The sequence below is a fragment of the Xanthomonas vasicola genome (assembly GCF_000772705.2).
Classification (GTDB): Bacteria; Pseudomonadota; Gammaproteobacteria; order Xanthomonadales; family Xanthomonadaceae; genus Xanthomonas; species Xanthomonas vasicola.
Map to the genome: position 1 here is coordinate 86533 of NZ_JSBW02000002.1, position 21951 is coordinate 108483.

The 21951-nt window shown below is 62.9% G+C and carries 19 protein-coding genes, 1 tRNA gene and 1 pseudogene; 7 read left to right on the forward strand and 14 right to left on the reverse strand.

The window, feature by feature from the left end; translation table 11 throughout:
• The first annotated feature begins 93 nt into the window (after positions 1–93).
• The 3 genes from NX05_RS00480 to tmk all read left to right on the forward strand — a co-directional run bounded on the left by NX05_RS00480 (position 94) and on the right by tmk (position 2712).
• Positions 94–1011, forward strand: coding sequence for a hypothetical protein (locus tag NX05_RS00480; RefSeq protein WP_039431653.1), 918 nt, complete (start codon positions 94–96; stop codon positions 1009–1011).
• Positions 1008–1550 (forward strand): GTP-binding protein, encoded by a 543-nt coding sequence (locus NX05_RS00485; RefSeq protein WP_039431655.1) that lies wholly within the window; start codon positions 1008–1010, stop codon positions 1548–1550. The genes NX05_RS00480 and NX05_RS00485 overlap by 4 nt, the downstream gene beginning before the upstream one ends.
• A 478-nt stretch (positions 1551–2028) precedes the next feature.
• Positions 2029–2712 (forward strand): dTMP kinase, encoded by a 684-nt coding sequence (tmk, locus tag NX05_RS00490; RefSeq protein ID WP_010374890.1) that lies wholly within the window; start codon positions 2029–2031, stop codon positions 2710–2712.
• Positions 2713–3116: 404 nt separating this feature from the next.
• Here the strand turns inward: tmk and NX05_RS00495 are convergent.
• The 4 genes from NX05_RS00495 to birA form a co-directional block, all read right to left on the reverse strand.
• Positions 3117–3192 (reverse strand) — tRNA-Thr (locus tag NX05_RS00495).
• Between the two features lie 32 nt (positions 3193–3224).
• On the reverse strand, positions 3225–4166 hold the full coding sequence (locus NX05_RS00500; RefSeq protein WP_039431658.1) for an SPOR domain-containing protein: 942 nt from the start codon (positions 4164–4166) through the stop codon (positions 3225–3227).
• Between the two features lie 9 nt (positions 4167–4175).
• A complete protein-coding gene (locus NX05_RS00505; protein WP_010374897.1) occupies positions 4176–4904 on the reverse strand; it encodes a type III pantothenate kinase in 729 nt (242 codons plus the stop codon).
• Positions 4901–5911, reverse strand: a complete 1011-nt coding sequence (gene birA / locus NX05_RS00510) for a bifunctional biotin--[acetyl-CoA-carboxylase] ligase/biotin operon repressor BirA (RefSeq protein ID WP_172645770.1) — start codon at positions 5909–5911, stop codon at positions 4901–4903. The genes NX05_RS00505 and birA overlap by 4 nt, the downstream gene beginning before the upstream one ends.
• Positions 5912–6217: 306 nt before the next feature.
• On the opposite strand from birA, the gene NX05_RS00515 reads away from it, so the two are divergent.
• Both NX05_RS00515 and NX05_RS21325 read left to right on the forward strand, forming a co-directional pair.
• Entirely contained in the window at positions 6218–6535 is a 318-nt protein-coding gene (locus NX05_RS00515; RefSeq protein ID WP_010374903.1) for a hypothetical protein, read from the forward strand.
• Positions 6502–7302 (forward strand): annotated as a pseudogene (locus NX05_RS21325) (M90 family metallopeptidase). The gene NX05_RS00515 and the pseudogene NX05_RS21325 overlap by 34 nt, the downstream one beginning before the upstream one ends.
• A 143-nt stretch (positions 7303–7445) precedes the next feature.
• Here NX05_RS21325 and NX05_RS00520 read toward each other — a convergent pair.
• From NX05_RS00520 to dusA, 6 genes are all read right to left on the reverse strand, one after another.
• On the reverse strand, positions 7446–8630 hold the full coding sequence (locus tag NX05_RS00520; RefSeq protein ID WP_039431664.1) for a DUF1501 domain-containing protein: 1185 nt from the start codon (positions 8628–8630) through the stop codon (positions 7446–7448).
• A 126-nt stretch (positions 8631–8756) separates the two neighbouring features.
• Positions 8757–10346, reverse strand: a complete 1590-nt coding sequence (locus tag NX05_RS00525; protein ID WP_039431686.1) for a DUF1800 domain-containing protein — start codon at positions 10344–10346, stop codon at positions 8757–8759.
• Between the two features lie 120 nt (positions 10347–10466).
• Positions 10467–11837 (reverse strand): ATP-binding protein, encoded by a 1371-nt coding sequence (locus NX05_RS00530; RefSeq protein WP_017115381.1) that lies wholly within the window; start codon positions 11835–11837, stop codon positions 10467–10469.
• Positions 11838–11911: 74 nt separating this feature from the next.
• Positions 11912–12595 carry a response regulator transcription factor gene (locus tag NX05_RS00535; RefSeq protein WP_002808458.1) on the reverse strand — a complete coding sequence of 228 codons (684 nt, stop codon included), beginning with the start codon at positions 12593–12595 and terminating at the stop codon, positions 11912–11914.
• Positions 12596–12666: 71 nt separating this feature from the next.
• Positions 12667–12969: a hypothetical protein gene (locus NX05_RS00540; protein ID WP_010379215.1), complete on the reverse strand. Its 303-nt coding sequence runs from the start codon at positions 12967–12969 to the stop codon at positions 12667–12669.
• Between the two features lie 337 nt (positions 12970–13306).
• Positions 13307–14296, reverse strand: coding sequence for a tRNA dihydrouridine(20/20a) synthase DusA (gene dusA, locus NX05_RS00545; RefSeq protein ID WP_039431667.1), 990 nt, complete (start codon positions 14294–14296; stop codon positions 13307–13309).
• A 117-nt stretch (positions 14297–14413) separates the two neighbouring features.
• Between dusA and NX05_RS00550 the strand changes: the two genes are divergently transcribed.
• Together NX05_RS00550 and NX05_RS00555 are read left to right on the forward strand one after the other, a co-directional pair.
• Complete coding sequence (locus NX05_RS00550) at positions 14414–15472, forward strand: site-specific integrase (protein WP_160113827.1); 1059 nt, start codon at positions 14414–14416, stop codon at positions 15470–15472.
• 923 nt (positions 15473–16395) lie between these two features.
• On the forward strand, positions 16396–17118 hold the full coding sequence (locus tag NX05_RS00555; RefSeq protein WP_017116144.1) for a hypothetical protein: 723 nt from the start codon (positions 16396–16398) through the stop codon (positions 17116–17118).
• 351 nt (positions 17119–17469) lie between these two features.
• Here the strand turns inward: NX05_RS00555 and NX05_RS21335 are convergent, their stop codons facing one another.
• From NX05_RS21335 to NX05_RS00570, 4 genes are all read right to left on the reverse strand, one after another.
• Entirely contained in the window at positions 17470–17631 is a 162-nt protein-coding gene (locus NX05_RS21335; protein ID WP_230595240.1) for a hypothetical protein, read from the reverse strand.
• A gap of 38 nt (positions 17632–17669) precedes the next feature.
• Positions 17670–17927, reverse strand: coding sequence for a hypothetical protein (locus NX05_RS00560; RefSeq protein WP_052239605.1), 258 nt, complete (start codon positions 17925–17927; stop codon positions 17670–17672).
• A 92-nt stretch (positions 17928–18019) separates the two neighbouring features.
• Entirely contained in the window at positions 18020–18814 is a 795-nt protein-coding gene (locus tag NX05_RS00565; protein ID WP_053012819.1) for a DNA adenine methylase, read from the reverse strand.
• A gap of 502 nt (positions 18815–19316) precedes the next feature.
• Positions 19317–21950, reverse strand: a complete 2634-nt coding sequence (locus NX05_RS00570) for a baseplate megatron protein TIM-barrel domain-containing protein (protein ID WP_039437097.1) — start codon at positions 21948–21950, stop codon at positions 19317–19319.
• Between the last annotated feature and the right edge of the window lies 1 nt (position 21951).

Below are 21951 nucleotides of genomic sequence, written 5' to 3' on the forward strand. Positions count from 1 at the left end.
AACAATGCGGTGCACGTGCATCGCCTGCTCCAGCCTGCCGGTGCATACCGGCAGGCGTCTTGCTCTTCCAATGCGCCGCCAAGGCGCCGGATCATGACCACACCCATCAATGCCATGCGGGTCGCTACGGCCGGCCTGGACCTGCTGCACACCACACGCCTGAAACTGGCGTGCTCGCTGCTGCTCGCCGAACGCATCGACGTGCAGTTGGGCGAATGGCCGCAGTACGCAGCCGATGTCGTGGTGCTGGGCCTGGACAGCGCCGGTGGCTTGGCCGCCTGGCAGGCACTGCAGGGGCAACCGGTGCGTGTGCTGGTGGTGTCGCGCATGCCGGTTGCAGGTGCGTGGATCAAGCACGGCGCCACCGTGCGCGAACTCAACGAACAGGTGCGCATGCTGTTGTCCTCGCCACACGCCACCCCGGTGGCGGAGCCGGCGTTGTTGCTGCGGCATTGCCGCGGCGAATTCGGCTCCGGCGTGGTGACCCTGCAGCATGCGCAGTTGCAGGTGCGAGTGGACCCGATCCATGGCTGCGTGCAGTTACCGGCTGGCGTGGCGCTGGCCGAGGTGATCGCTGCGCTCGACCGCTCGGGCTGGCACGCCGTGCCCGACCTTGCTGGCACCGCGTTACCGCAACGTCTTTCATTCGAAGCGCTGTTTTTCGCCCTGCCCGAGCATCTGCGCACGGCGCTGCCGGCCGTGGAACCCAGCCGTGCGCTGCAACTGCGCCAGTGGCCGGAGTTGAGCGCAGAGACCAGTTCGCCAGCTCAATTGCTCGCCATCGCCCACCTGCATGCGCGCCCATGGCGCCCGCAGGCGCTGGCCAATGCTTGCAAGCTGCCGCTGCAAACGGTGGAATGCCTGTTCGCCGCTGCACTCGCCAGCGGCCTTGCCCAGACTGCGGAGATTCCCGTGCCTGCAACGCAGCGTCGTCCAGACAGCGGCAACACGCGGTTCTTTTCCTGGGTCGCACGTCGGTTCGGCCTTTCCCTCTTCCAGGCGCAGTCATGAGTCTTCCAGCCAACAAGCTGGTGTTCGTCGGCGGCATGGGCGCGGGCAAGACCACCGCAGTGCGCGCCATCTCCGATGTGGAGCCGGTCAGCACTGAAATGCCGCTCAGCCAGGACGCCTACGGCGACAAGACCTACACCACCGTCGCGCTGGACTACAGCTCGATCGAGCTGGAAGACGGCGAGCTGCTGCACGTCTACGGCGTGCCCGGGCAGAAATACCTGGATTTCATGTGGCCGCTGGTGTGCGACGGCGCGCTCGGCGTGATCGTACTGACCAACGCACGCGACCCGCAGAGGCTCAATGCCACGCTGGAGTTGTTGCGCGAGTTTACGCAGATCGCACCCCACGCCAGCCTGGCGGTGGGCATCACCATGACCGATGAAGTCGAAGATTTCCTGGTGCCGCCATTTCGCGATGCCCTGGTGGCCGAAGGCTTCCGCATCCCGGTCATGCGCGTGGATGCGCGCTCGGCCACCCAGATCACCTTCCTGGTGAAGTCGCTGCTGTCCTATCGCTACACCTCGGCAACCAGCTGATCGCCAGCGCGCCTGGCGCGTGCATGTGCGGTCGACTTGGTGAGTGAAGACAAGGAATCTGGTCACGACGGTGCCTGAAAGGGCGTCACGCGGGGGATGCCGCCTCTAGGGTGGCGGCGACGCGTCCGTTTTCCTTGAAGCCAAAAACACGACTCAATCGCGATACGAATGTGCGGTGCGTCTGACTTATTCAGTATGGCGTGCGGTCAGAAGCCAAGACATCGGGACATTCCCGACATCGCGCAGGACATACCGGCGATAAGTCATCGGCATATGCCGCATGGCGTGCCGGCCCTTGCGTGCCTGTGTTCGCCGCATGCTGGTGATCAGCTTACGGCAGCGTTGGTGGCGCGTGCCTGCGTCTGTCACTGACTCTGTCGCTGCGTCTTCGTCATCGCGCGCATCCGCTGCGGCTGCACGCTCGCCAACGCAATGCTGCCGGCTAGGGGCCATCGCCACGATCAGATAAAGTAGCGCGATGACAATTGAACTGAAGCCCGGCGGCTTACTGATCGCCATCGAAGGCATCGACGGCGCCGGCAAGACCACCCTCGCCCGCTGCCTGGCCACCACGCTGGAAACCGCTGGCGCGCGCGTCGTGCTGAGCAAGGAGCCGACCAACGGCCCCTGGGGCACCCAACTGCGCCAGTCTGCCGCCACCGGCCGCCTGAGTGCGGACGAAGAAGCCGAGCTGCTGATCCGCGACCGCCACGAACACGTGGACACCTTGATCGCGCCCGCGCTGGCACGCGGCGACATCGTGATCCTGGACCGCTACTTCCCCTCGATGGTCGCCTACCAAGGCGCCGCCGGCCTGCCGCTGGACGAGCTACTGGAGCGCAACGCCTTCGCGCCGCGCCCGGACGTGCTGCTGCTGCTCGACCTGCCCCCACCCACCGGCCTGGCGCGCATCCGCGCCCGCGGCGATGCGCCCAACCACTTCGAAACCCAGGACAACCTGGAACGCTGCCGCACCATCTTTGCTGGGTTGGAATTGCCAGGCAAACACGTGGTGGACGCCAGCGCCGATGCCGACAGCGTGCTGCGCCAGGCCCACGCCATCATCGTAGCCGCATTAGCCGACCGCCTGAGCGGCGATGCAGCGCACGCAGACTCCGGCAAGGCCGCGCTGGAACTGTTATCGGCCGGCCGCCCGGCCTGATCTGCTACACCTGCTGTCGCGCGAAAACATCGCGCGATGAGTGGTGAAGCGTTGCAAGCAACTTAGCGGAACACGCTTAGGGCACGTTGCTCAACGCTTCTCGCGTTGGAGAAAGAGCCATGGCTTGCACGCCCTGAAACGCGTGCGCTGAGATGCCCGCGTCACAAACACAGGCCGCGCAACAGAACAGGTTTGAGGTGAGGGGGGGGGTAAGGCAGGCCACCGTCCCGACGCACGCGCCCGCTTTTCAAACGCTGCGCACGATAAGGTCCGTTGGAGGAGATGGCGGCAGGCAACACGCTCACCGTGCTTGGCGCCGCTGACCGAACAATCCGGCACACTGCAACGCGTGCTCGAACCGCAGCACACTCAACCGTGATTGCCACGTGCGCGTGGATTGAAGATGGTGCCGGCACCCGGATTCGAACTGGGGACCTACCGCTTACAAGGCGGTTGCTCTACCAACTGAGCTATGCCGGCGAAGGCAGGCGCATTGCGCGCCGATGCGCATTCTAGCGCAGCGCGGCGCAATCTAGCGAACGCTGACGCGCGGCCCCGGCAGCACCTTGCAAGGCGCTGGTGGCCGCGCTGCTGCGCACATCGATCCACCACCGCGATTGCCCACTGCCGCTGGGCACCAATTGCGCTGGAAACCCTGCGCCAACCAGGCTGGCCTGGCGCCGCTCGGCGCGCTCGCGGCTCTGGTACTGGCCAAGCGCCACAGTGTTGTCCTCGCCCTGTGCGATCACGTAGTAATCGCCCATACCAGCGGCGGCAATGCGCTTGACCAGGGCCTGCGCAGCCGCGCGGTCACCCACGTTGGGCAACATCACCCGAAACGTGCTGACGCCAGCGTCCTTGTCCTCGCGCACAGTGGCGCGACTGGCCTGCCCACGCACGCGCGCCAGCGCCGCATCGGCATCGGCGCGTGCCGCGAATGGTCCCAGGCTGGCGCAGCGCTCCGGTGCAGGCACAGGCGGTGGTGACGTGGTTGGCGATGGTTTTGCAGCCGCAGCAGCGACGCTTTCGGCGGGCTTTGCAGCAGCTTTTGTCGTCGGCGACGTCTCGGCTGCGGCACGCGGCGCCTCCACCGCGATGGCGGAGGCAGCAGTCGTCGATGCAGAGGTGGCAGTGGATGTATTAGCGACTGGCGACGCGTTTGGCGTTGCTACCGATGCGGACATAGGTGTCGATGCTGATGCTGTCGAAGCCGCGGCGGCCGACGCAGTCGTTCCGCCCTCTGATGGTGATGGTGATGGTGATGGTGATGCCAATCCCGCACTCGCCGCAGCGGGCACCGCAGCACCGGTCACCGTCGGCAGCAACTCCAGCCGCGCGACACCGGTCGGTTGCGGCGGCGCCGGCGGTGGTGCTGGCGGCGGCTGCAAGGCCCACCACAACGCCACCCCGGCATTGAGGACGATCAAGACGACGATGAGCGCGCGGACATACATGCGCCGATTCTACGTGGACGCCGCAGCGGTCGCCCACGTCGCCAGACCGTCCAGCACCAACGCAGCGCGGAACGTGGCAGCGGGCAACAGCGGTAGCAGCGGCGGCGCGCCACCCCCATGGACGAGCAGCCGCACCGGCATGCCCAGGCTGCGTTGCGCGTGCTGCAGGCTGCGCTCGATCAGCGCGACCGCCGCGCCGTCGCAGCCGGAGGTCAACGCATCGTCGGTGTCGGTGGCCAGCTCGACGTAATCGCCGCCGCTGACCGGCAGCTGCACCGCGCGCGCATGCAGCGCTTCGCGCATGGTGGTCGGCGAGGCGGCGATGCGGCCGCCGTGATGCAGGCCATCGGCGCCAAGCACGTCGATGGTCAATGCGGTGCCCACGCCGGCCACCAGCACCGGCGCATTGCCCCGCGCACCCAGCAGCGCCAGAAAACGGTCCACGCCGAAACGGCTCGGATCAGCGTAGGCGATGCGGATGCCGGCGCATTCGGCGGCGGTCCGCACGATGCGCACCTGCGCAAAGCGCTCCTGCAGGCAGGCGATCATGCGTTGCGTCAGTGCCGGTGCGGCCACGCTAGCAACGTGCGCGATACGCCCGGACGGCAGCGCTGCCAGCGCGGCCGCATCCATGGCTTCGGCGCCATGCGCCCATGCCTGCACCTCGCCGGCACGGTTGCCGTGCAGCGGCGCGTACTTGAACCGCGAATTTCCCAGGTCGAACAACCACTCGCTCATGCAGGTCTCACGCTCACTTCTCCGGAGTGGAACAGGCGCACCGTGTCGCCCAGTTGCACACGCAAGGCGCCGTCAGCCGCCAGGCCAAGCGCGACGCCACCATGCCGGGTGCCGGCCTCTTCAACCTGCACCGCACGCCCACTCAGGACATCCAGGTCTGCATAGCGCCCCAGGAACGGCGCCAGCCCCTGCGCCTCGAACAGGTCCAGTGCCGGCAGCAAGCCGGACAACACCGCCGCCGTGACGCGGTCGCGCGACACCGGGCTGTCAGCCAAGGTATCCAGATCGATCCACGGCTGGTCGATGCTGGCCGCTGCTGCCGCCGGCATGTGCACGTTCAAGCCCAGCCCGATCACCGCACGCGCGTTGCCGGCCATTTCGCCGCCACCCTCGATCAACAGGCCGCCCAGCTTGCGCTCGCGTGCCAGCAAATCGTTGGGCCATTTCAGCCCGACATCGGCGAACCCGCAACCACGCAAGGCTTCAGCCACTGCCACCCCGATAGCCAGGCTAAGGCCGGCCAGCTGGCCCAGCCCGCCACTGAAACGGCGCGACGCAGACAAGTAGATGTGCGCGCCCAGCGGCGAGGTCCACTGACGGCCGCGTCGGCCACGGCCGCCGGTCTGGCGCTCGGCCAGCAGCACCGCCACGCCGTGTTCGGGCGCCGGCTGCGCCAGCAAGGTGGTATTGGTGGATTCCAGCGTCCAGGCCACGTCCAGCGCAGCGAGGCCGGCTGCCGCATCCGGTGCCATGCCGGCGCGAATGCGCGCCGCGTCCAGCAGATCCAACGGCGTGGCCAGCCGATAACCATCCCCGGCCCGTCCTTCGATGTCGACACCCGCCGCGCGCAGATTCTGGATGCGCTTCCACACCGCCGCGCGGGTCAAGCCGGCATCGCGTGCAAGCGCATCGCCGGACCGCCGGCCACCGGCGAGTTTGGCCAGCAGGGCACGATCATCCACGGCTGGGACACGCAATAAGGGGTGAGATGGCAGGAGCTGCGGCATGCGTAGAAGAACGCCCTACATGCTTGACGGGCCGTCCGGGGGACGCGCGTAACGCAGCATCGGCGTGCCAGACGAAGCGTGCTGTCGGGTTGATGGCCGGCAGCAAACAGGGGGCATGCTGCGGCTGGCCATCACGCGCGTCGGACCAGTAGTGCCCCGCGGCACCTGCGCCGCAACGCTGGCCGCCGGCGCCTCTCATTTCAAAGTGCATCACACGCCCGAAGTCCCCGAATCCATCCGCCAAAGTATGCGCCAAGCCCTCCCGGGCGCCCAGCGCGGCTTGCGTGAGGGAGTGAAAAGCGCGTTATGATCGGCGACTCACGCCGCTTGCCCTGGATGTGGACGATGCGCCGAATCACGGTTTGCCTGCTCATGCTGTTGGCTCCGCTTGCCGCACTGGCATCGGACAAGTTCGTCGACGGCGATAATGAGAGCTGCGTCAGCACCAACTCGGCCGCACGCGGCAGAACACCGGCCCCCGAGGCGGCACCGGCACGCACCACCCCGCACAAAGCCGCGCCCTCCACCAATGGCGGTGGCGGTGGCAGCGATGGCGATTCGTTATTCCCACGCATGCGCACCATGCCGCGTTGGCACAGTTTCCTGCCGGGCATGTTCCGCTGATCCAGTGGTTAACGCGCTGGCTGCGCCGGACGCCTCCCGACATTGCTGATGCACTCTGGCAACCGCTGTGCAGCAATTGCGCGTGGGTCGCAGCGCTCGATCCGCCTCGCCAACAATGCCTGCGCGCATTGACCGCGCAATTCCTGCATCGAAAAAACCATTTCGCCCGTCGACGGGCAGCTGCAACCGCACGATCAGCTCGTGCTGGCTGCGACCTGCTGCCTGCCACTGCTGGAAATAGGCGCCTCTGGTTGGCGTGGCTGGTAGCAATTGATCGTGTATCCGGATGCGTTCCGCGTGCAGCGCTCGCACATGGATGCTGCCGGAGTGATGCACGCGTGGGACGACGCCCTGATCGGCGAAGCGTGGGAGCAAGGTCCGTTGATCGTCAGCTGGGCTGATGTGCAAGCCGATCTGGATGACCCGCAGGCGGGCTTCAACGCGATCGTGCACGAAATGGCGCACAAGCTCGATGCACTGGATGGCGCGCTCGACGGCACACCGCCATTACCACGCGATGCGCAGCGGGCCTGGGCCTGGGCCCGGGATTTCCAGCGTGCCTACGATTTTTTTGCCAGCGCGTCGATGCCGGCGAAGACACCGAGATCGACCCGTATGCCGCCGAAGCGCCGGAAGAATTCTTCGCGGTGGTCAGCGAATATCACTTCTCCGCACCGCATCTGCTTGCACACGCGATGCCGCAGGTCGCTGCGCACTTGGAACGTTTTTACGGGCCCTCACCGTTTGCAGCTTCAGCGCAGCGTTGAGTGTGCTGCTGCACTAGCCGGCGTCGCTGTCGCTTTGGCAAACGACACGTACAGCCGTCGCTTGAAACACTGCCGCCGCATTGAAACAAAACCACCGTCATGTTCTGCACATGTTCTTTCGTGCGCTTGGTCGCTCTGCGAATTCACACCAATCCAAGATCGCGTGGTTTAGCGCCGGGGAACACCCGCTCCAATTGCGCTGGCGACAGGCCCCACACGCGAGTCAGCAGCCCGCCAAACAGACTGCGGTAATTGTTGAGCACCGGGTAATCGCGGTTCTGCAGCAGCTGCGCCTGTTCGACCGCCACTTGTTCGCCAGCGATGCGGCCGCCGTGCACGCCTCCGCCCAACACCCAGTACGTGGTGCCATGGCCGTGATCAGTGCCCTTGCTGCCGTTTTCGCGGAAGGTGCGTCCGAACTCGGAGATCACCACCACCACGGTGTCGTTCCATGCCGGCCCCAGCGCATCGGCATAGGCGGCCAGCCCTTCGCCGAGATTGCGCAGGTTGTTGGCCAAACCACCTTCCACACTGCCTTGGTTGGCATGCGTGTCCCAACCACCGACATCGACAAAGCCCAGGCGATAACGCTCGCGCATCAAGGTCGCCATGCGCCGGGTTTCGTCGGCAAAGGTGCGTGCGCTAGCGGCGCCGCGGCCGGCCTGCTCCATCTCTTCGCGCAGCTGCGCGGTGACCTGCTGACGCAATGCAAGACCATCGCGCGCAGCGGCGGCCAACGGCGTGCTGTCGTACATCTGCGACAGGATCTGCGCCTGCCGCGCATCCAGCCCACCTTTGCCGATGCTCCGCAACGACACGTTGGGTAAATCGCCGCCGCCTTGAAACGTCAGCGGCAACGAATCGGTAAACGCGATCGCCGACACTCCACTCAGCACACCCGACAGGCGCGCCATGAACCCGGAGCGGTAATCGCGATGCTTGCCCGCCTGGCCGGATTCGATATCGTCCTGGGTTTCGAAGTGACTGCGCGACAGATCGTCGGTGCCGGCGAACGGCACGAAGGCCACTTGCTTGCGTTCCCACAGCGGCAGCAGCGTATCGCGCACCACCGGGTTGAGACCCCACTGCGCGTTCAGTGCCACAGCGCTGTTTGGATTGGCGGCATCTGGCCGCGCAATCGCCAGACTCGGCCGCGACTGGTAATAAAAATCGCTGCTATGCGGTACCAGCAGGTTATTGCTGTCGTAGCCACCACGCAGAAACACCACCAGCATGCGCGCGCTATCGCGTGGCGCAGCGAACAGACGACCGGCCCACGGCATGCTTGCAGCGGCTGCAGAGGCAAGCAGAAATTGACGTCGTTGCATGGTGTACTCCCGCGGCGATGACCGCTTGGCATTCGTTAGATCGTTGGATTGGTGGTTTGAATCTGCGCGCATTGAACCGTTGGCGCTGCATCAGCGCAGCTGAATCGATGTCGTGATGTCGTTGCGTCAGCGATAGTTGAAGTCAGGCGACGACAGCAAAAATCCATTCCATTCGGCGGGCGAGCGCGCTTGCGTCAGTGCCTGCTGGGTGGCGGCAGACAGCGAGGGCGCCAGCCACCGATACGAAGGGCGCGTGTCGATTTGCGTCACTGCCGGAATCGGCGTGTCGTTGTCGCCGTCCAGACGAAACAATTGCTTCGGTCCGCCACCGATCGAACGCGCCACTTCAAAGCGCCGCGCCAATTGCCCGGAACTGGTCCACGCCTGCGACTGCAGCGACCAGCCGTCAGGCGTGATGCGTCCGAACAACGGCTCGCCGAGCTGCTGCACCCAACTGGCCATCGGCGCAGCATTGATCACCGCTTGATCCTCATACGCCACCCGCATCGCCGACACCACAAACCGGTTCGGGTCTTTGAACTTGCGCGGTTGCGCCTGCGCAAACTCAGGCGACGCCAGCATGGTTTGCATTACCTTGGTGATATCGCCATCGCTGCGCTGGAACGTGTTGGCCATGCGCGTCACCAGCGCAGCGGGCGGCGTGTCGCTGACGAAATACTCGGCCAGGCGTTGCGAAATGAAATGTGCGCAGGCCGGTTGCCGCACCAACAGCTGCACGGCGCGCTCGATCTCATCCAGATTACCTCCGGCGATGTGCTGACCAAGCAGCATCTTGTCGCCGGGTTGATGGCGCGCCGGATTGAATTCGAACAAACCCTTGCGCACGACCTGCGCCTGTCCTGGCGATGCGGGTGGCAACGGCGGTGCGCCGTTGGCCTTGATCGCCACCAGGCCTGCGCCGGTAAGGATCAGCGCCAGCTGCTGCACATCCTGCTGGCTGTAGCCGCCATGCACACCTAGCGTGTGCAGTTCCATCAACTCGCGTGCGTAGTTTTCGTTGACCTTGCCCTTGGCATTCTTGGCGTTGTCCAGGTATTCCAGCATCGCCGGGCTTTCCAGCGTCGCCATCACCAAGTCGGCAAACTTGCCGGTGGCATTCGGGCGAATCGCGTTTTCCATGTAGTCGGCGGCCATCCATTTCACACGCGCCTTGTCGGCATACACGCTGAAATGATTAAGCCAGAACCACACCAGTTGCTCACGCAGCTGATCCGTCGCGTACACCGCGCGCAGCAATTGCGCCTGGCGCGCCTGCACCAACATCTGCCCGCCGCGCGCCTGCCAGTCCTTCTTCAGGGCAACCTTTTCATCGCCATCGGGCATGGCCTGCAGGCGGAGCTTGTCGGCCTCGTATTGGGTCAGCAAATCCACCAGCGGGGTGTGCAACCCATCGAAGCGCTGCAGCTGTGCCCGCACCGGCGCGGGCAACGCCCCGTCATCGCTGGGCTGCAGTAACAGCGCACCGAAGCGTTTGGGGCCAAGCCGCGTCAGTTGCGTCGCGCTGTTGCCATCCACGCCGTAGGTGGCGCGTTGCAGCCAGCGTGTCTGTGCTGGTGTAAGCGGTGATTCGGCAGCCGTGCAATTGAGCGCGCAGACGCTGCCAATCAATAGCGGCAGCGCGCGCCATCCACGCCAGTGCCGCGCGTGCGCCGCACGCGTTTCCATGCGCCCTGCCTGGCTAACTTGCTCGAACATGCGGCCCTCCATCGCAACGGCTTACCGACCCAGTATGGGTAAGCCAACGCATGAGCGGTTAAACGGTTGTCGGAAGGTCTGCGGGCATTGACCAGGTGTTCATCGGGCCACTCCCGATGGTCACAGTCCCGGCGGCAGGGTCACGTCGAAGCGGGCGCCGCCCAATTCCTGCGAGCGCACCACCTGCAGTTCGCCACGGTAGGCCTTGATCAGATCCTGCACGATCGACATGCCGATGCCATGCCCTTGCACGCGCTCATCGCCACGCACACCGCGCTGCAGGATTTTGGCCACGTCTTCGGGCGCGATGCCGGGACCATCGTCTTCCACCGACAGGATCAACCCGGCACGACGGCTACCGGTGGTGGGGCCTGGTTGTGCGGTCAGCAGCACGCGGCTACGCGCCCACTTGAAGCCGTTTTCCAGCAGATTGCCGAGTAGTTCCTGCAAATCGCCCGGCTCGCCGTGAAAGCGTGCTTCGGGCGAAATATCGAATTCGCACAACACGCCCTTGACCGAGTACACCTTCTCCAGACCACGCACGATTTCTTCGGCGGTCGGCTCGATCGGAAGCGGTGCGGCGAACAACTTGTGTCCGCTGGAAGCCGCGCGTGCTAGCTGATAAGACACCAGATCGTTCATGCGGCGCAGCTGCACATCCATTTCTTCGTGCAGATCGCGCTCGGATGCACCGCTGTCCAATTGCGTGCGCAACACGGCGATGGGTGTCTTGAGGCTGTGCGCCAGATCGGCCAGCGTATTGCGCTGACGCTCCAGGTTGTCGCGTTCGCTCTCGATGAAGGCATTGATGCTGTCGGTCAGCGGCTCCAACTCGCGCGGATGCTGCTCGCTCATGCGCTGGATCTCGCCGCGCTGCACCTTGGTCAGTTCATTGATGACACGCCGCAGCGGGCGCAGGCTCCATTGCAGGATGAAAGCCTGCAACACCAGCAACACCACACCGGCGCTACCGAGATAGAACCACACTGCACCACGGAACACGCGCAGCTGCGCGCCCATCGAGCGCGCATCTTCCATCACATAAATGGTGTAGGGAATCTCGCCGCCGTGTTCGCGTTCGACGTAGCTCACGCCCAGGCCGTAGCGATAGAGCTGGCCCAGGCTGCCGTCGATCTGGGTCATTTCCAACGGGCCGATGAACTCTTCCTGGCGCGGCTCTAGCATGCGGCCGTGCGGAATATTCGGGCCTTCGGCAGACATCGAGGTCCAGCTTTCGTCCGGGCGCACCACTTCGACGTACAGCCCGCCGCCGGGAACGTCAAAGCGCGGGTCGGGCGGTTGTCCTCCGATGTACAGCGAGCCATCGCGTACGAAATCGATATTGGCCGCATACGCGGAGGCGTAATTCTTCAGCCGCTCGCGCAGATTCTTTTCAGCGGTGTCGGCAAACGCCACATCCAGCGCGTACCCCGCAAGCGCAAGGAAGGCCACCAGACTGAGGCTGGCGGCCAACAGCTGGCGGGCCTGCAACGAGCGCGGCCGCCAGCGTCTATACCACTTGGAGCGGCCCGACACCCTGTCTTCCTGTTTGCCGACGCGCGGACTCAGCCTTCGGTACGCGGAATGGCGAAGCGGTAGCCGCGACCACGGACGGTTTCGATCGGCTTGAGCTCACCATCGGGATCGAGCTTCTTGCGCAGGCGACCGATAAACACTTCCAGCACGTTCGAATCGCGGTCGAAGTCCTGCTGATAGATGTGCTCGGTGAGGTCGGCCTTGGAGACCAATTCGCCGGCATGCATCATCAAGTACTCGAGCACCTTGTACTCGTAGCTGGTCAGGTCGACGTTGGCGCCGTTGACGCTCACCGTCTGTGCTGCCAGATCCAGCGCGACCGGGCCGCATTCAAGCGTAGGCTTGCTCCAGCCAGCCGCACGCCGCAGCAGCGCGTTGACGCGCGCCAACAACTCTTCGACGTGGAACGGCTTGACCAGATAATCGTCGGCGCCCTGCTTCAGGCCTTCGACCTTGTCCTGCCAGCTCGAACGCGCGGTCAGGATCAGCACCGGAAACTTCTTGCCTTCATCGCGCAGGGCTTTGATCAGCTCCATGCCCGACATTTTAGGCAAGCCAAGATCAATGATGCCAACATCGAACGGCACTTCACGGCCCATGTAGAGACCTTCTTCGCCGTCCTGTGCAGCGTCGACCGCAAAGCCTTCGCGCTTCAGACGCGCCGCAAGGGTTTCGCGCAGCGGAGCTTCGTCTTCGACCAAAAGGATACGCATGCACTCTCCCTAGTTACGTTGTCGGCCAGCGGCCGGGGAATTTATAAGACTTAACGCAGAACTATCTACGTTCAGTGGTTATCGTCGCGTGGTGGCGCGTCCGGTGGTGGCAAGTTACGCGGCGGCGCGGCCTGCGTTTGCTCCGGCTCGTACACGGTGTGCACGCGTCCGTCTTTCATGTACTTGACCCGATTGAGGTTGCCGCCATCGAACGGCACGCGCTCGGCGCCCAGGATCTGTCCACCGGTAGACCGTTGTACGTGTCGAATGGTGTCCGACAACGTGCGGCTATTGCCGCGTGCCGAAGGCGGCAACGCTTCGCGCCCGCTCTGCACCATCGGGTAGCCCTGGCCCCAGGCCGACGGCGCGGCCACGGCAACCCAGAGGGTAACCAGAGCAACTTGGCGAGCGCGGCAGAGCAATTGGGTCACAAACGAATCCTAGCGAGTTGTTCAGGAACATTCAAAATTCGTGAAATCGACCAGGTGTTAGTGATGGTCGAGCGTCGGAATCGAGCCAAATTCTTGATTTTGTGGGGTGAATCCGATCTGAACTTTTTAGCTCCGAGTTAACGGCGTTCAGTGAAATGAATATTGCCGGGCCTTGAAGCCACGATGGGCGGGGGTTTGTGGCAAATGCACCCGCTCCAAGGAACCCCGAAACCATCGATAACCCGGCAGCCCGTTCAGGAATGCAAACAGTGGGCCAACGTTAGGCGACCACCCGCCAGGGACGCGTATCGGTACGCTGCAGCGCCTGCTCGACCAACTGCCAACCGGCCCCCGGACGATGTGCGCCTTCGCTCAACACCTGCCGGAACGCCCGACCGCCGGGCTGGCCATGGAACAGGCCCAGCACGTGCCGCGTCATGTGCTTCAAGGCCAGACCTTGCGCTAGCTGCGATTCCACATACGGCCGAAATGCGCGTAGCAAGGACTCGCGCGGTTGCTCGGGCTGCTGGTTCAAGGCAGCGTCCAGACAATGCAGAACGTACGGGTCGTGGTAGGCCGCGCGGCCGAGCATGACGCCGTCGGTGTGCTGCAGATGCGCCAGTGCGGTGTCCACGGCCGTAATGCCGCCGTTGAGCACCACCGGCAGGCCGGGCCGCTCCTGCTTGAGCCGGTAGGCCCAGTCGTACCTCAGCGGCGGCACTTCGCGGTTTTCCTTTGGCGACAGGCCCTTGAGCCAGGCGTTGCGGGCGTGCACCACCACCATCGCCGCGCCGGCCGCGACCACCTGGTCGACAAAGCCGGCGAACACCGCGTGGTCGTCATCGTCGTCGACGCCGAGGCGGCATTTGACCGTGATAGGCAGGCGGGTGGCGGCGCACATGGCAGCGACGCACTCAGCCACCAGCGCCGGCTCGCGCATCAGGCAGGCGCCAAACCGCCCGGCCTGCACGCGGTCGGACGGGCACCCGCAATTGAGATTGATCTCATCAAAGCCCCACTCCTGCGCGATCGCCGCCGCCTGCGCAAGCAAGGCCGGATCGCTGCCGCCCAGTTGCAGCGCCAGCGGATGTTCGACCACATCGAAGCCGATCAAGCGCGCGCGATCGCCGTGGATCACCGCGTTGGCGTGCACCATCTCGGTATATAGGCGCGCCGATGGCGCCAACAGGCGGTGGAAGACGCGGCAATGGCGGTCGGTCCAATCCATCATGGGTGCCACGGAAAGGCGGATTTCGTTTTTTTTCAACACTTTACGTGATCCTTGGTGCTACTGCGGTGCAATGTAGCTCCCGCTAAGTCCCTGTTTTTCCCTCTCATTCCCAGTGTAATGTACCCGCACTGCACCAAGCAGAGGGGGTTGCACCAGGTGGCACTGATTGAGAAACGGGGCAAGAAATGGCGCGCACTCGTGCGCATCAAAGGGCATCCTACCGCCTCGAAGACGTTCAACGGGAGGAAGGCAGCGGACGACTGGGCGCGCCTCACGGAAGACGCCATCAGGGGCGGTACGCTACCGCCGCAGGAGAGCATGACGCTCTCGGCGCTGATCGACCGATACGTGAAAGAGATGGGGAAGTTCCGGCCGATATCAGCGACGAAGCGCGGCAACCTCAAGCGCTGGGAGGAATCGCTCGGCGACCGCGAGGTGAGCACTCTCACCGGCCAGGACATCCTCACCCACATTGGCCAGCGCAAGGCGGGGCCGGCCACCATGACCATGGAGCTCGGATTCTTGGGCGAGGTGCTGGCAGCGGGCCGATCGCTTTGGAACATGACGATTCCCGACGTGGTCGCAGCCGCGCGCCCTGTGCTGCGCCGCGCCGGTGCCATCGCGAAGCCTGTGGAGCGCAATCGGCGGCCGACGGCAAAGGAGCTGGACGAGCTGGCTGCGTTCTTCCGTTTCAACCTGGGGTCCATCCCGATGCGGGATCTGATCCCCTTCGCAATCGATTCGGCGATGCGCATGGGCGAGATTGTCGCCCTACGCTGGGAGGACTACCGGCCAGGCGACAAACCCACAATCCTGATCCGCGACCGCAAGGACCCGCTGGAGAAGCGCGGCAATAACCAGCGGGTGCCGCTGCTGGGGCGCACCGTCGAAATCATCGAACGCCAAGAGAGGGCAGGCCCGCTGATCTTCCCCTACAAGCCAGACAGCATTGGTGCCGCCTTCCGGCGCGCCTGCGTGCGCCTGCAAGTCAAAGACTTGCACTTTCACGACCTGCGGCACGAAGGCGCGTCACGGCTGTTCGAGAGCGGCTACAGCATCCCCGAGGTGGCCATTGTCACAGGGCACCGCGACTGGAAGTCGCTCAAGCGATACACGAACCTGCTGCCAGAGTCGCTTCACCGGCCAAAGCCGCCAGGTAAAACCGAGGAAAGTGAACAAGCGGAGCGTAGCGATGCGTCCGAGCGCAAATTGTGAGAGATGGACTACTTCGACCAGTTGCGTGCGAACTGCGCTACCACCTCGAAGGCTTGAGCGATCGGATATGTCCCAGCTCAGGTACAGACGCGCTGCCTGGGATGGGGAGGTACACGTTGGCCTCGCCAGATTGGTTTCACCGAACCCGTGCGAGTACGTCCGCACGTCCTGGACCGTTAGCCAAGACATACCATTCGCCCCTATCAATGGTCTCGCCGAAGCCGGGTTTTGCCAGTTCATACCGGAAGGCACATCCGGCAGCTTCAGGCCTTCTGGAGCAATGACGCTGGGCTCTTTGGAGCGCTGCAGCGCAGCACGGTGGGCGGATCGGGAGGCATGTCGCACATCCTACCGCCAGCTGTCGCAGGAACTGCGACTGGGCGTCGGCCTGGCGCTGCTCAGACGCCTTCGGTTGAGTCATCAACGGCTTTCGTCGGGCAGAGTTTGATCGACAGCGTCAATATGACTGAAGTGAGCCGTCAGCGGCAGGCAAGCGCCTGGAACGATGACCGTTGCGCATATCCAGTCCGCATCGAATGGAGTAGGAAAGTGCACTTCGTCACACCGCGAACGCGCTCATTTGACGCGCCCGCACCTGAGCGCACACACTGAATGCAGGAACAATGATGTTCCGTGGAAACGCAAGGAAGTTCACAATGATTAAGTATGTAGTGGGTCCGGCACTAGTAGTGGGGCTCGCTTTCTCGTCCTCAGCTTACGCTGGAGTCGCAATTTGCAATGATTGCAACCTTGGACAGAAGCAAACGAAGTCTCGCGAGTTAGGGGTTGGAGATCACCATCTCTGGGATTTCAATCGTCGAACCGCATATCACATGATCGTCTCTGTCAACGGCGGGGGCAGCCCACCAAGTCCGATGTCTATGCCTGCGGCAGACTATGTTCGGCTCACATCAGACTCCCGAATGACGACACTTACCGGAGGGCAGCTGATCGTGAAGGAAGTAGCCCTGACTGCTGCCGAACAGCAGGGCGTCGCCGCGGGCCTTGCTGTTTACGACGCAAATGGTGGATCGCCATACGTCGTAAGCACCTTGCCAGCGAGTATAAATATCGCTGCGGCTGCGGCAGCAAAGAAGGTAACAGCTAAGATTAGTCCACAAGCCGAAGCAACACGCCCCATGACCGCGATGGATGCCGTCACAACTCCGGTTTATCGGGAGACCGCGACGCGGGCAGCTTTGGGCATGGATAACCTTGGACCTTTTTGGTACTTGAACGAACAGCTCCGAGTCGCAGTTTCCAACTTGACAAGCGTTATTAATATCGGCGCCATACGAAGCCCGTTTGTGGTTACTAACATAATACAGTTCCCTGACGGCTCTTACTTTAAGGTCGAATGGAATTGGAGCCTTAAGGATTATTCATATGTGAAGGGCAGCGCTAAGGATGCTGCAGGTAACTTCATCCCTGAAACGAAGGCCGACGTTACCGGGACCGACGCCGAACGCATTTATGTCTATCCCAACTATCAAACATCTTTCGATGCCGGCGAGCGCATGATCGAGCACATCAGCAACCTGGGCGTTAGGTGGCAGGGAAACACAACGAGGCCAGTAGACCGCAGTTTCCATTTAGCATGCACGAGCACCCCGACTGGGGCAGTGTGTCAGATCGTTGCGATGTAAATATATGAACACTCAGATACAAACTAGTAACGCCTTTGCGATCCGCTCCTTTCTAACCCTCACTGGCGGCGTGGTTCTCTTACAAGTAGGCAACCTAATAGGTAAAGGTTCCTCGTATCAGTTAAATTGGTACTACCTTGCACTATGCGTTCTTTATGCATTGGTTCCGATAGCCATCCTTCGAGCTATCCAGCGCCACCCCAGTTTTTCTAGGCGGGGCTACTCGATAATTCTTAGCACTTTAGCGCTCTTAGCAGTTGCTGGTGGGATAGCCCTTTCACTGGTCCCCCTGCCTGGCCCCTAGTGCTTGGCTAGCACGGAAGGACCCTTTGCGGCTGTACCGACTCAGGCTCATGCCTGGGTCGGTTCTATCCAGGCAGCCAGCTCAGCGGCAATGTTGCCAGCCCCACCCTCCCCGCTGGCGCGAAAGGCATCGTCCATCGCCTCCAGGATCTTGGGCCGCTTCACGTCGTTCTCGCGCAACCACAGCTTCGCGAATTCCTCCAGCGACATGGTGGCGCCGTAGTGGCGTACGAGCTTGCGGTAATCGCCTAAATCTCGGCGGAATAGCACACGGAGGCCCTCCAGCAGTCGCGGCCGGCGTCTTCAAGGCCATGCCAAGCCAAGATCTCATCGAGCCGCCGGGAGACGAATTGGGCATCCTCGCCAGTGACGGCGCCGTCCTCAATGATGTCGGCCATGCCGGCGAAGGCCTGCCAGAAGTGACAACGGTCGGGGCTGCTCTTCAGCAGCGGCTGCACCGCGGCATCGAGGTGTTCCAGATGGGTTCGAAGTTCGGCTCTATCCATGCGGCCAGTATCGGCCGGGCCGTCTCACTGCTTGAGACGCATCGCCGCGAATTACACATTTGCACATTGCACCAAGCTATTTGCGGCTGCCCCTAAAACAAAGTCGCACCAGAATCGTTCCAGGACTTGATGATCAGCTCGCCAAAATGCTTGTCTCGACCGGACGCACCTCCGATCGAATAGCTCAACTGAAGGGGAACAGTTTCGAACTCTGCAAATATGCTCCGCATAGCCGGGTGATCATTTAACGAGACGATGAATTTGCCGCTACTATCGCGCATGAGCGCGGCCATCCGTTCGTACTCCGAAAATGGGAACTCAACACCGTAGCCTTCGGTCTGCCAATACGGGGGATCAAGGTAAAACAGCGTCTCAGGGCGATCGTAGCGCGCGATGCATTCGTACCAGGGCAGTCGTTCGATGACGACATTGGCGAGGCGCAGATGCACAGCGCTCAGCTCTTCCTCTATACGCAGTAGGTTCAGTCGCGGCCCTGCACCGCTCGCCACGACACCAAATGTCTGACCCTCTACCTTCCCGCCGAAGGCTAGCTTCTGCAAGTAGTAAAACCGGGCAGCCCGCTGGATGTCCGTCAGGGTCTCAGGGCGCTCCATCTGCGCCCACTCAAACATCTCACGCGACACAAGCGACCACCGAAACATGCGAACGAACTCGTCAAGATGGTGCCGCACACAGCGGTACAGACAGACGAGGTCGCTGTTGATGTCATTGAGGACCTCTAGCGGCGCAGGCCGTGGTCGCATTAGCAGTGCGGCTGCACCGCCGGCGAAGGCCTCCACATAGGTCTGGTGCGCGGGGAAATGAGGATAGAGGTGCTTGATCAAGCGGCGCTTGCCGCCCGGCCAGGGAATCATGGGTCGGGTCATTGGGTTCTCAGCTTTTGCGATGTCGGTAGCCGACACTGCGGCCGCTCTCGCGAGGGCGCAGGGTCTAGGCCAATGCCAGGTGGAGAGAACACCTGTGTTGCGGCGCTGGGCGTGCAGTAACAGCTGCACGTCCGGCGCCCTGTTTTAGGCCTCTGCCAATCGCTTGGCGGGAGCCAGACTTGCGGAAATGGCGGCGTTCGTCGCAGCCTTGATCAGTGCGTGTAGCTTCCAGCCTTGCAGCTTTTGTGACGCAGATGCGCCGGGATATCGGATCACGTAAACCAGCGCGAGTGAATCAGCATCGACGCAGCCAACACACCCAGGGTAGCGCCTCGATCCTCAGTCTGGAAGGTCACGTAGCCGGTATCGTTGATCGGATTTTTGTGCTGTGCTGGGCAAACGCCTGGAAATTTCTTCTGCGCAGGCGCAGTGCCATCGGGCGCTGTTGCAGAGCTCCTCTCGCATCGTCGGCAAAGCCATACGAATTGCCGGGCTCCTTGCCTCAGAGGATTGAGCCCTTCTGAAGGATGCGATTGTGGTACAGCGTGCTGCCGCCCGCGAGTTTGCCGTTGAGCGAGTGCCCGAACACTGACATAGGCGCATCCGCATAGTAGAGCGCACCTCCGAGCGTGGCAGCCATCGCTGCAGCTGGCCTCGCATCCAAATTGTAAAGACAGATCGACTTGAGCATGCCCCGCTGCTGCAAGGCTCGCATGTACCGCAGCGTTTCGCGCAGCGCATAGAACTGCTCGAACGGGGCGTAATTGAAGTTGCTTCCATAGGACGCATACACCTCCGCTGGCTTCCAACCCTTCGCAATGAATGATTGGTAGATCGCTCGCGTGGTGCTGTCGAGGATCGCCGGTAACGGCATCGCCGAGCTGCCCAGGTCCGCGTAGACGAACTGGCTGGGCTCGATGCAGGTGCCGCCGATCGACGCATACCCAAGTTCGGTGGCGGAGATCTTCTTCATCTTGGGCACCCACGCCGTCCGCACGCCAGCGTAGGTATCGTCGAAATGAAACGTCCCGCCCCAACGCACACCATCGCGCACGAACGTTAGCTGCAACCGGTGCGCCCTGAGGGGCATCAGGTTGCTGTTGGTGTTGTATCCGCCGATGACGAAATCCGCATTGGAGGGGATCGCGGGCCGCTGCGCGGCAGGAATCGAGTACTGGGCCGACACACCGTCATAGACGATGGTCAGCAGGCCGGTGCCGATGTTGAGCGACGCTACCAGCGTGTGCGCACTGGTGTTGAGCGCACCCAGGTCGGCGAAGTACTGGTTGCCATCTGGGCCGACGCCGAGCTTCAGAGTCGAGCCATCGGCCATGATCTCCACTGCACCACCGAGCCGTAGCACGCGCGCATAGTTGCCCGCGGGCGTGGCCGTGACCTGGAAATCGACCTCAAGCCGCCACTCGGTCTGCGTGCCACCGCTGAAGGTCGGTGTCTTGAACTGCCCATAGCCCGCAGTTGCCGTGCCGTCGCATAGCAGATAGGTCGAGCTTCCTGTCGGCGGATAGTGGGCGCCAGAAGTACCGGGATAGGTCACACCAGGCGCCACGGCCACCACCGCATTACCGGTCATGCCGGGCAGCCCGTAGGGATCGTACCCGCGGCCGTAACCTGGCTGCGGGCTTGCCTGAGCGATGAATCCGGCCTGCTTCGGCACGTAGTGCGCTCCCTGCCAAAAGCCCACCGTGTTCTTGATGCCGGCGCTTGCGTCGATCGGCGTGCGGGTCTCGTGGGCCTTGCCCTGCCCGCTGGATCCACTCAGCTTGCGCTGGTTGCCGTCCGAGGTGCTGTAGGTGTAATCCATATCCTCACCTGCTGCGAGTCCCGCGACGACGCTTTCGGCGCTTCCGGTGACGCCGGACGTCAACCGGAAGTACCACTCGATTCCAACCTCGTCGATATTCGGCTGCGTCCAGATGGCATCGACGCGGAAGTCCGTGCCCACACCGTACTCGGTGTAGTTCGCAGCGTAGGCAATGCGGCACTCAGGGAAAGCGGCGCGCACATCTGCTGCAATCTGAGCGCAGGCCGCTACCCACATTGCCCATTGCGCGTCCGGCGCTGACTTCTCGATTGCACTGAACTCCGAAGCCAGGTACCACCAAGCCGGCGTGATGCCGTTTGCGAGAAACAGCGCGATGTAGTGCGCATGCATGGCCTTGTAGCTATCTAGCCACGCCGAGAACAGCGAGGTGCTCGCCCAGTGGAAAAAGCCGCGCCAAACGAGGGACTGGGATTCGGCCAGACCGCTGCCGCTGACCCGCCCGAGCACGATCGGGACAAAGCCCACTTCGTAGCCGCGATCCAGCAGATGTTTCATGCCCCTCACCTGCGCACCGTCGTCCTGCGTGCCGCCGGCAGATCCTTGCAGCTGCAGTGCGCCGGCGGCGGCCACTCCACTAACGCTCCATTGCGTCGGATTGGATAGCTTGCTGGCAATATCAGCGTTAATCGCAGGCTGTACGATGCCGGGGTTTGCGCCATCAAGGCTGCTGCAAACTGAGAACCACTGCGTCCAGACGCAGACGGTGCGCACGCCGGTCAGTCGAGCCAAGTTGTCGCGCACGGTGAAATGAAAATTGGCCTTGGCGTTGGCCAACGTCACGTTATTGATGATCTCGTCCATCACGGTGTTGAAGCCGCGCCCAGCTGTATCCACTTGGGGCACCGTATCCAGATCGAACTCGTTGAATGGCGTCAGCATGACCGCATCGGCATGCCCAACCGCCGAGCCGATTTCTGCATGCACAGCCGTCCCGTCGATGGCATCGCGGCTCGGGTAGCGCCCGACCTCTTCCCCAATCAGGCCAGACTTTCGGTACAGCCCCAGATAGCTGCCAGAGTCCACGGTAACGAAGAACAGCTGCCCGTCGCCGACCGCAGCGATGCCCTCGGCGACCGATTCGAAGATCGCAATGCCACCGCTTCCGCTTCCGGCCAAAATGGCACTGAGCGATGGCACCGTGATCGTGCTTCCATCTGCAACGATGATCGATACGGTGGGCTGATCGGTCGTGAAGAACTCGACCTGCTCGCCGGTGAAGATATTGTATTTCTGCACTAGCGCAACGAGCTTGTTTGCGAGCTCCGCATTGCTGAGATAGCCAGGGTCAGCCATA

Excerpts from the sequence above, each read along its gene's own strand:
- NX05_RS00480 (WP_039431653.1), top strand. The coding sequence starts at position 94 with ATGACCACACCCATCAATGCCATGCGGGTCGCTACGGCCGGCCTGGAC.
- NX05_RS00485 (WP_039431655.1), top strand. The coding sequence starts at position 1,008 with ATGAGTCTTCCAGCCAACAAGCTGGTGTTCGTCGGCGGCATGGGCGCG.
- tmk (WP_010374890.1), top strand. The coding sequence starts at position 2,029 with ATGACAATTGAACTGAAGCCCGGCGGCTTACTGATCGCCATCGAAGGC.
- NX05_RS00500 (WP_039431658.1), bottom strand. The coding sequence starts at position 4,166 with ATGTATGTCCGCGCGCTCATCGTCGTCTTGATCGTCCTCAATGCCGGG.
- NX05_RS00505 (WP_010374897.1), bottom strand. The coding sequence starts at position 4,904 with ATGAGCGAGTGGTTGTTCGACCTGGGAAATTCGCGGTTCAAGTACGCG.
- birA (WP_172645770.1), bottom strand. The coding sequence starts at position 5,911 with ATGCCGCAGCTCCTGCCATCTCACCCCTTATTGCGTGTCCCAGCCGTG.
- NX05_RS00515 (WP_010374903.1), top strand. The coding sequence starts at position 6,218 with ATGATCGGCGACTCACGCCGCTTGCCCTGGATGTGGACGATGCGCCGA.
- NX05_RS00520 (WP_039431664.1), bottom strand. The coding sequence starts at position 8,630 with ATGCAACGACGTCAATTTCTGCTTGCCTCTGCAGCCGCTGCAAGCATG.
- NX05_RS00525 (WP_039431686.1), bottom strand. The coding sequence starts at position 10,346 with ATGTTCGAGCAAGTTAGCCAGGCAGGGCGCATGGAAACGCGTGCGGCG.
- NX05_RS00535 (WP_002808458.1), bottom strand. The coding sequence starts at position 12,595 with ATGCGTATCCTTTTGGTCGAAGACGAAGCTCCGCTGCGCGAAACCCTT.
- NX05_RS00555 (WP_017116144.1), top strand. The coding sequence starts at position 16,396 with ATGACGACACTTACCGGAGGGCAGCTGATCGTGAAGGAAGTAGCCCTG.
- NX05_RS21335 (WP_230595240.1), bottom strand. The coding sequence starts at position 17,631 with ATGTCGCTGGAGGAATTCGCGAAGCTGTGGTTGCGCGAGAACGACGTG.
- NX05_RS00560 (WP_052239605.1), bottom strand. The coding sequence starts at position 17,927 with ATGGATAGAGCCGAACTTCGAACCCATCTGGAACACCTCGATGCCGCG.
- NX05_RS00565 (WP_053012819.1), bottom strand. The coding sequence starts at position 18,814 with ATGACCCGACCCATGATTCCCTGGCCGGGCGGCAAGCGCCGCTTGATC.
- NX05_RS00570 (WP_039437097.1), bottom strand. The coding sequence starts at position 21,950 with ATGGCTGACCCTGGCTATCTCAGCAATGCGGAGCTCGCAAACAAGCTC.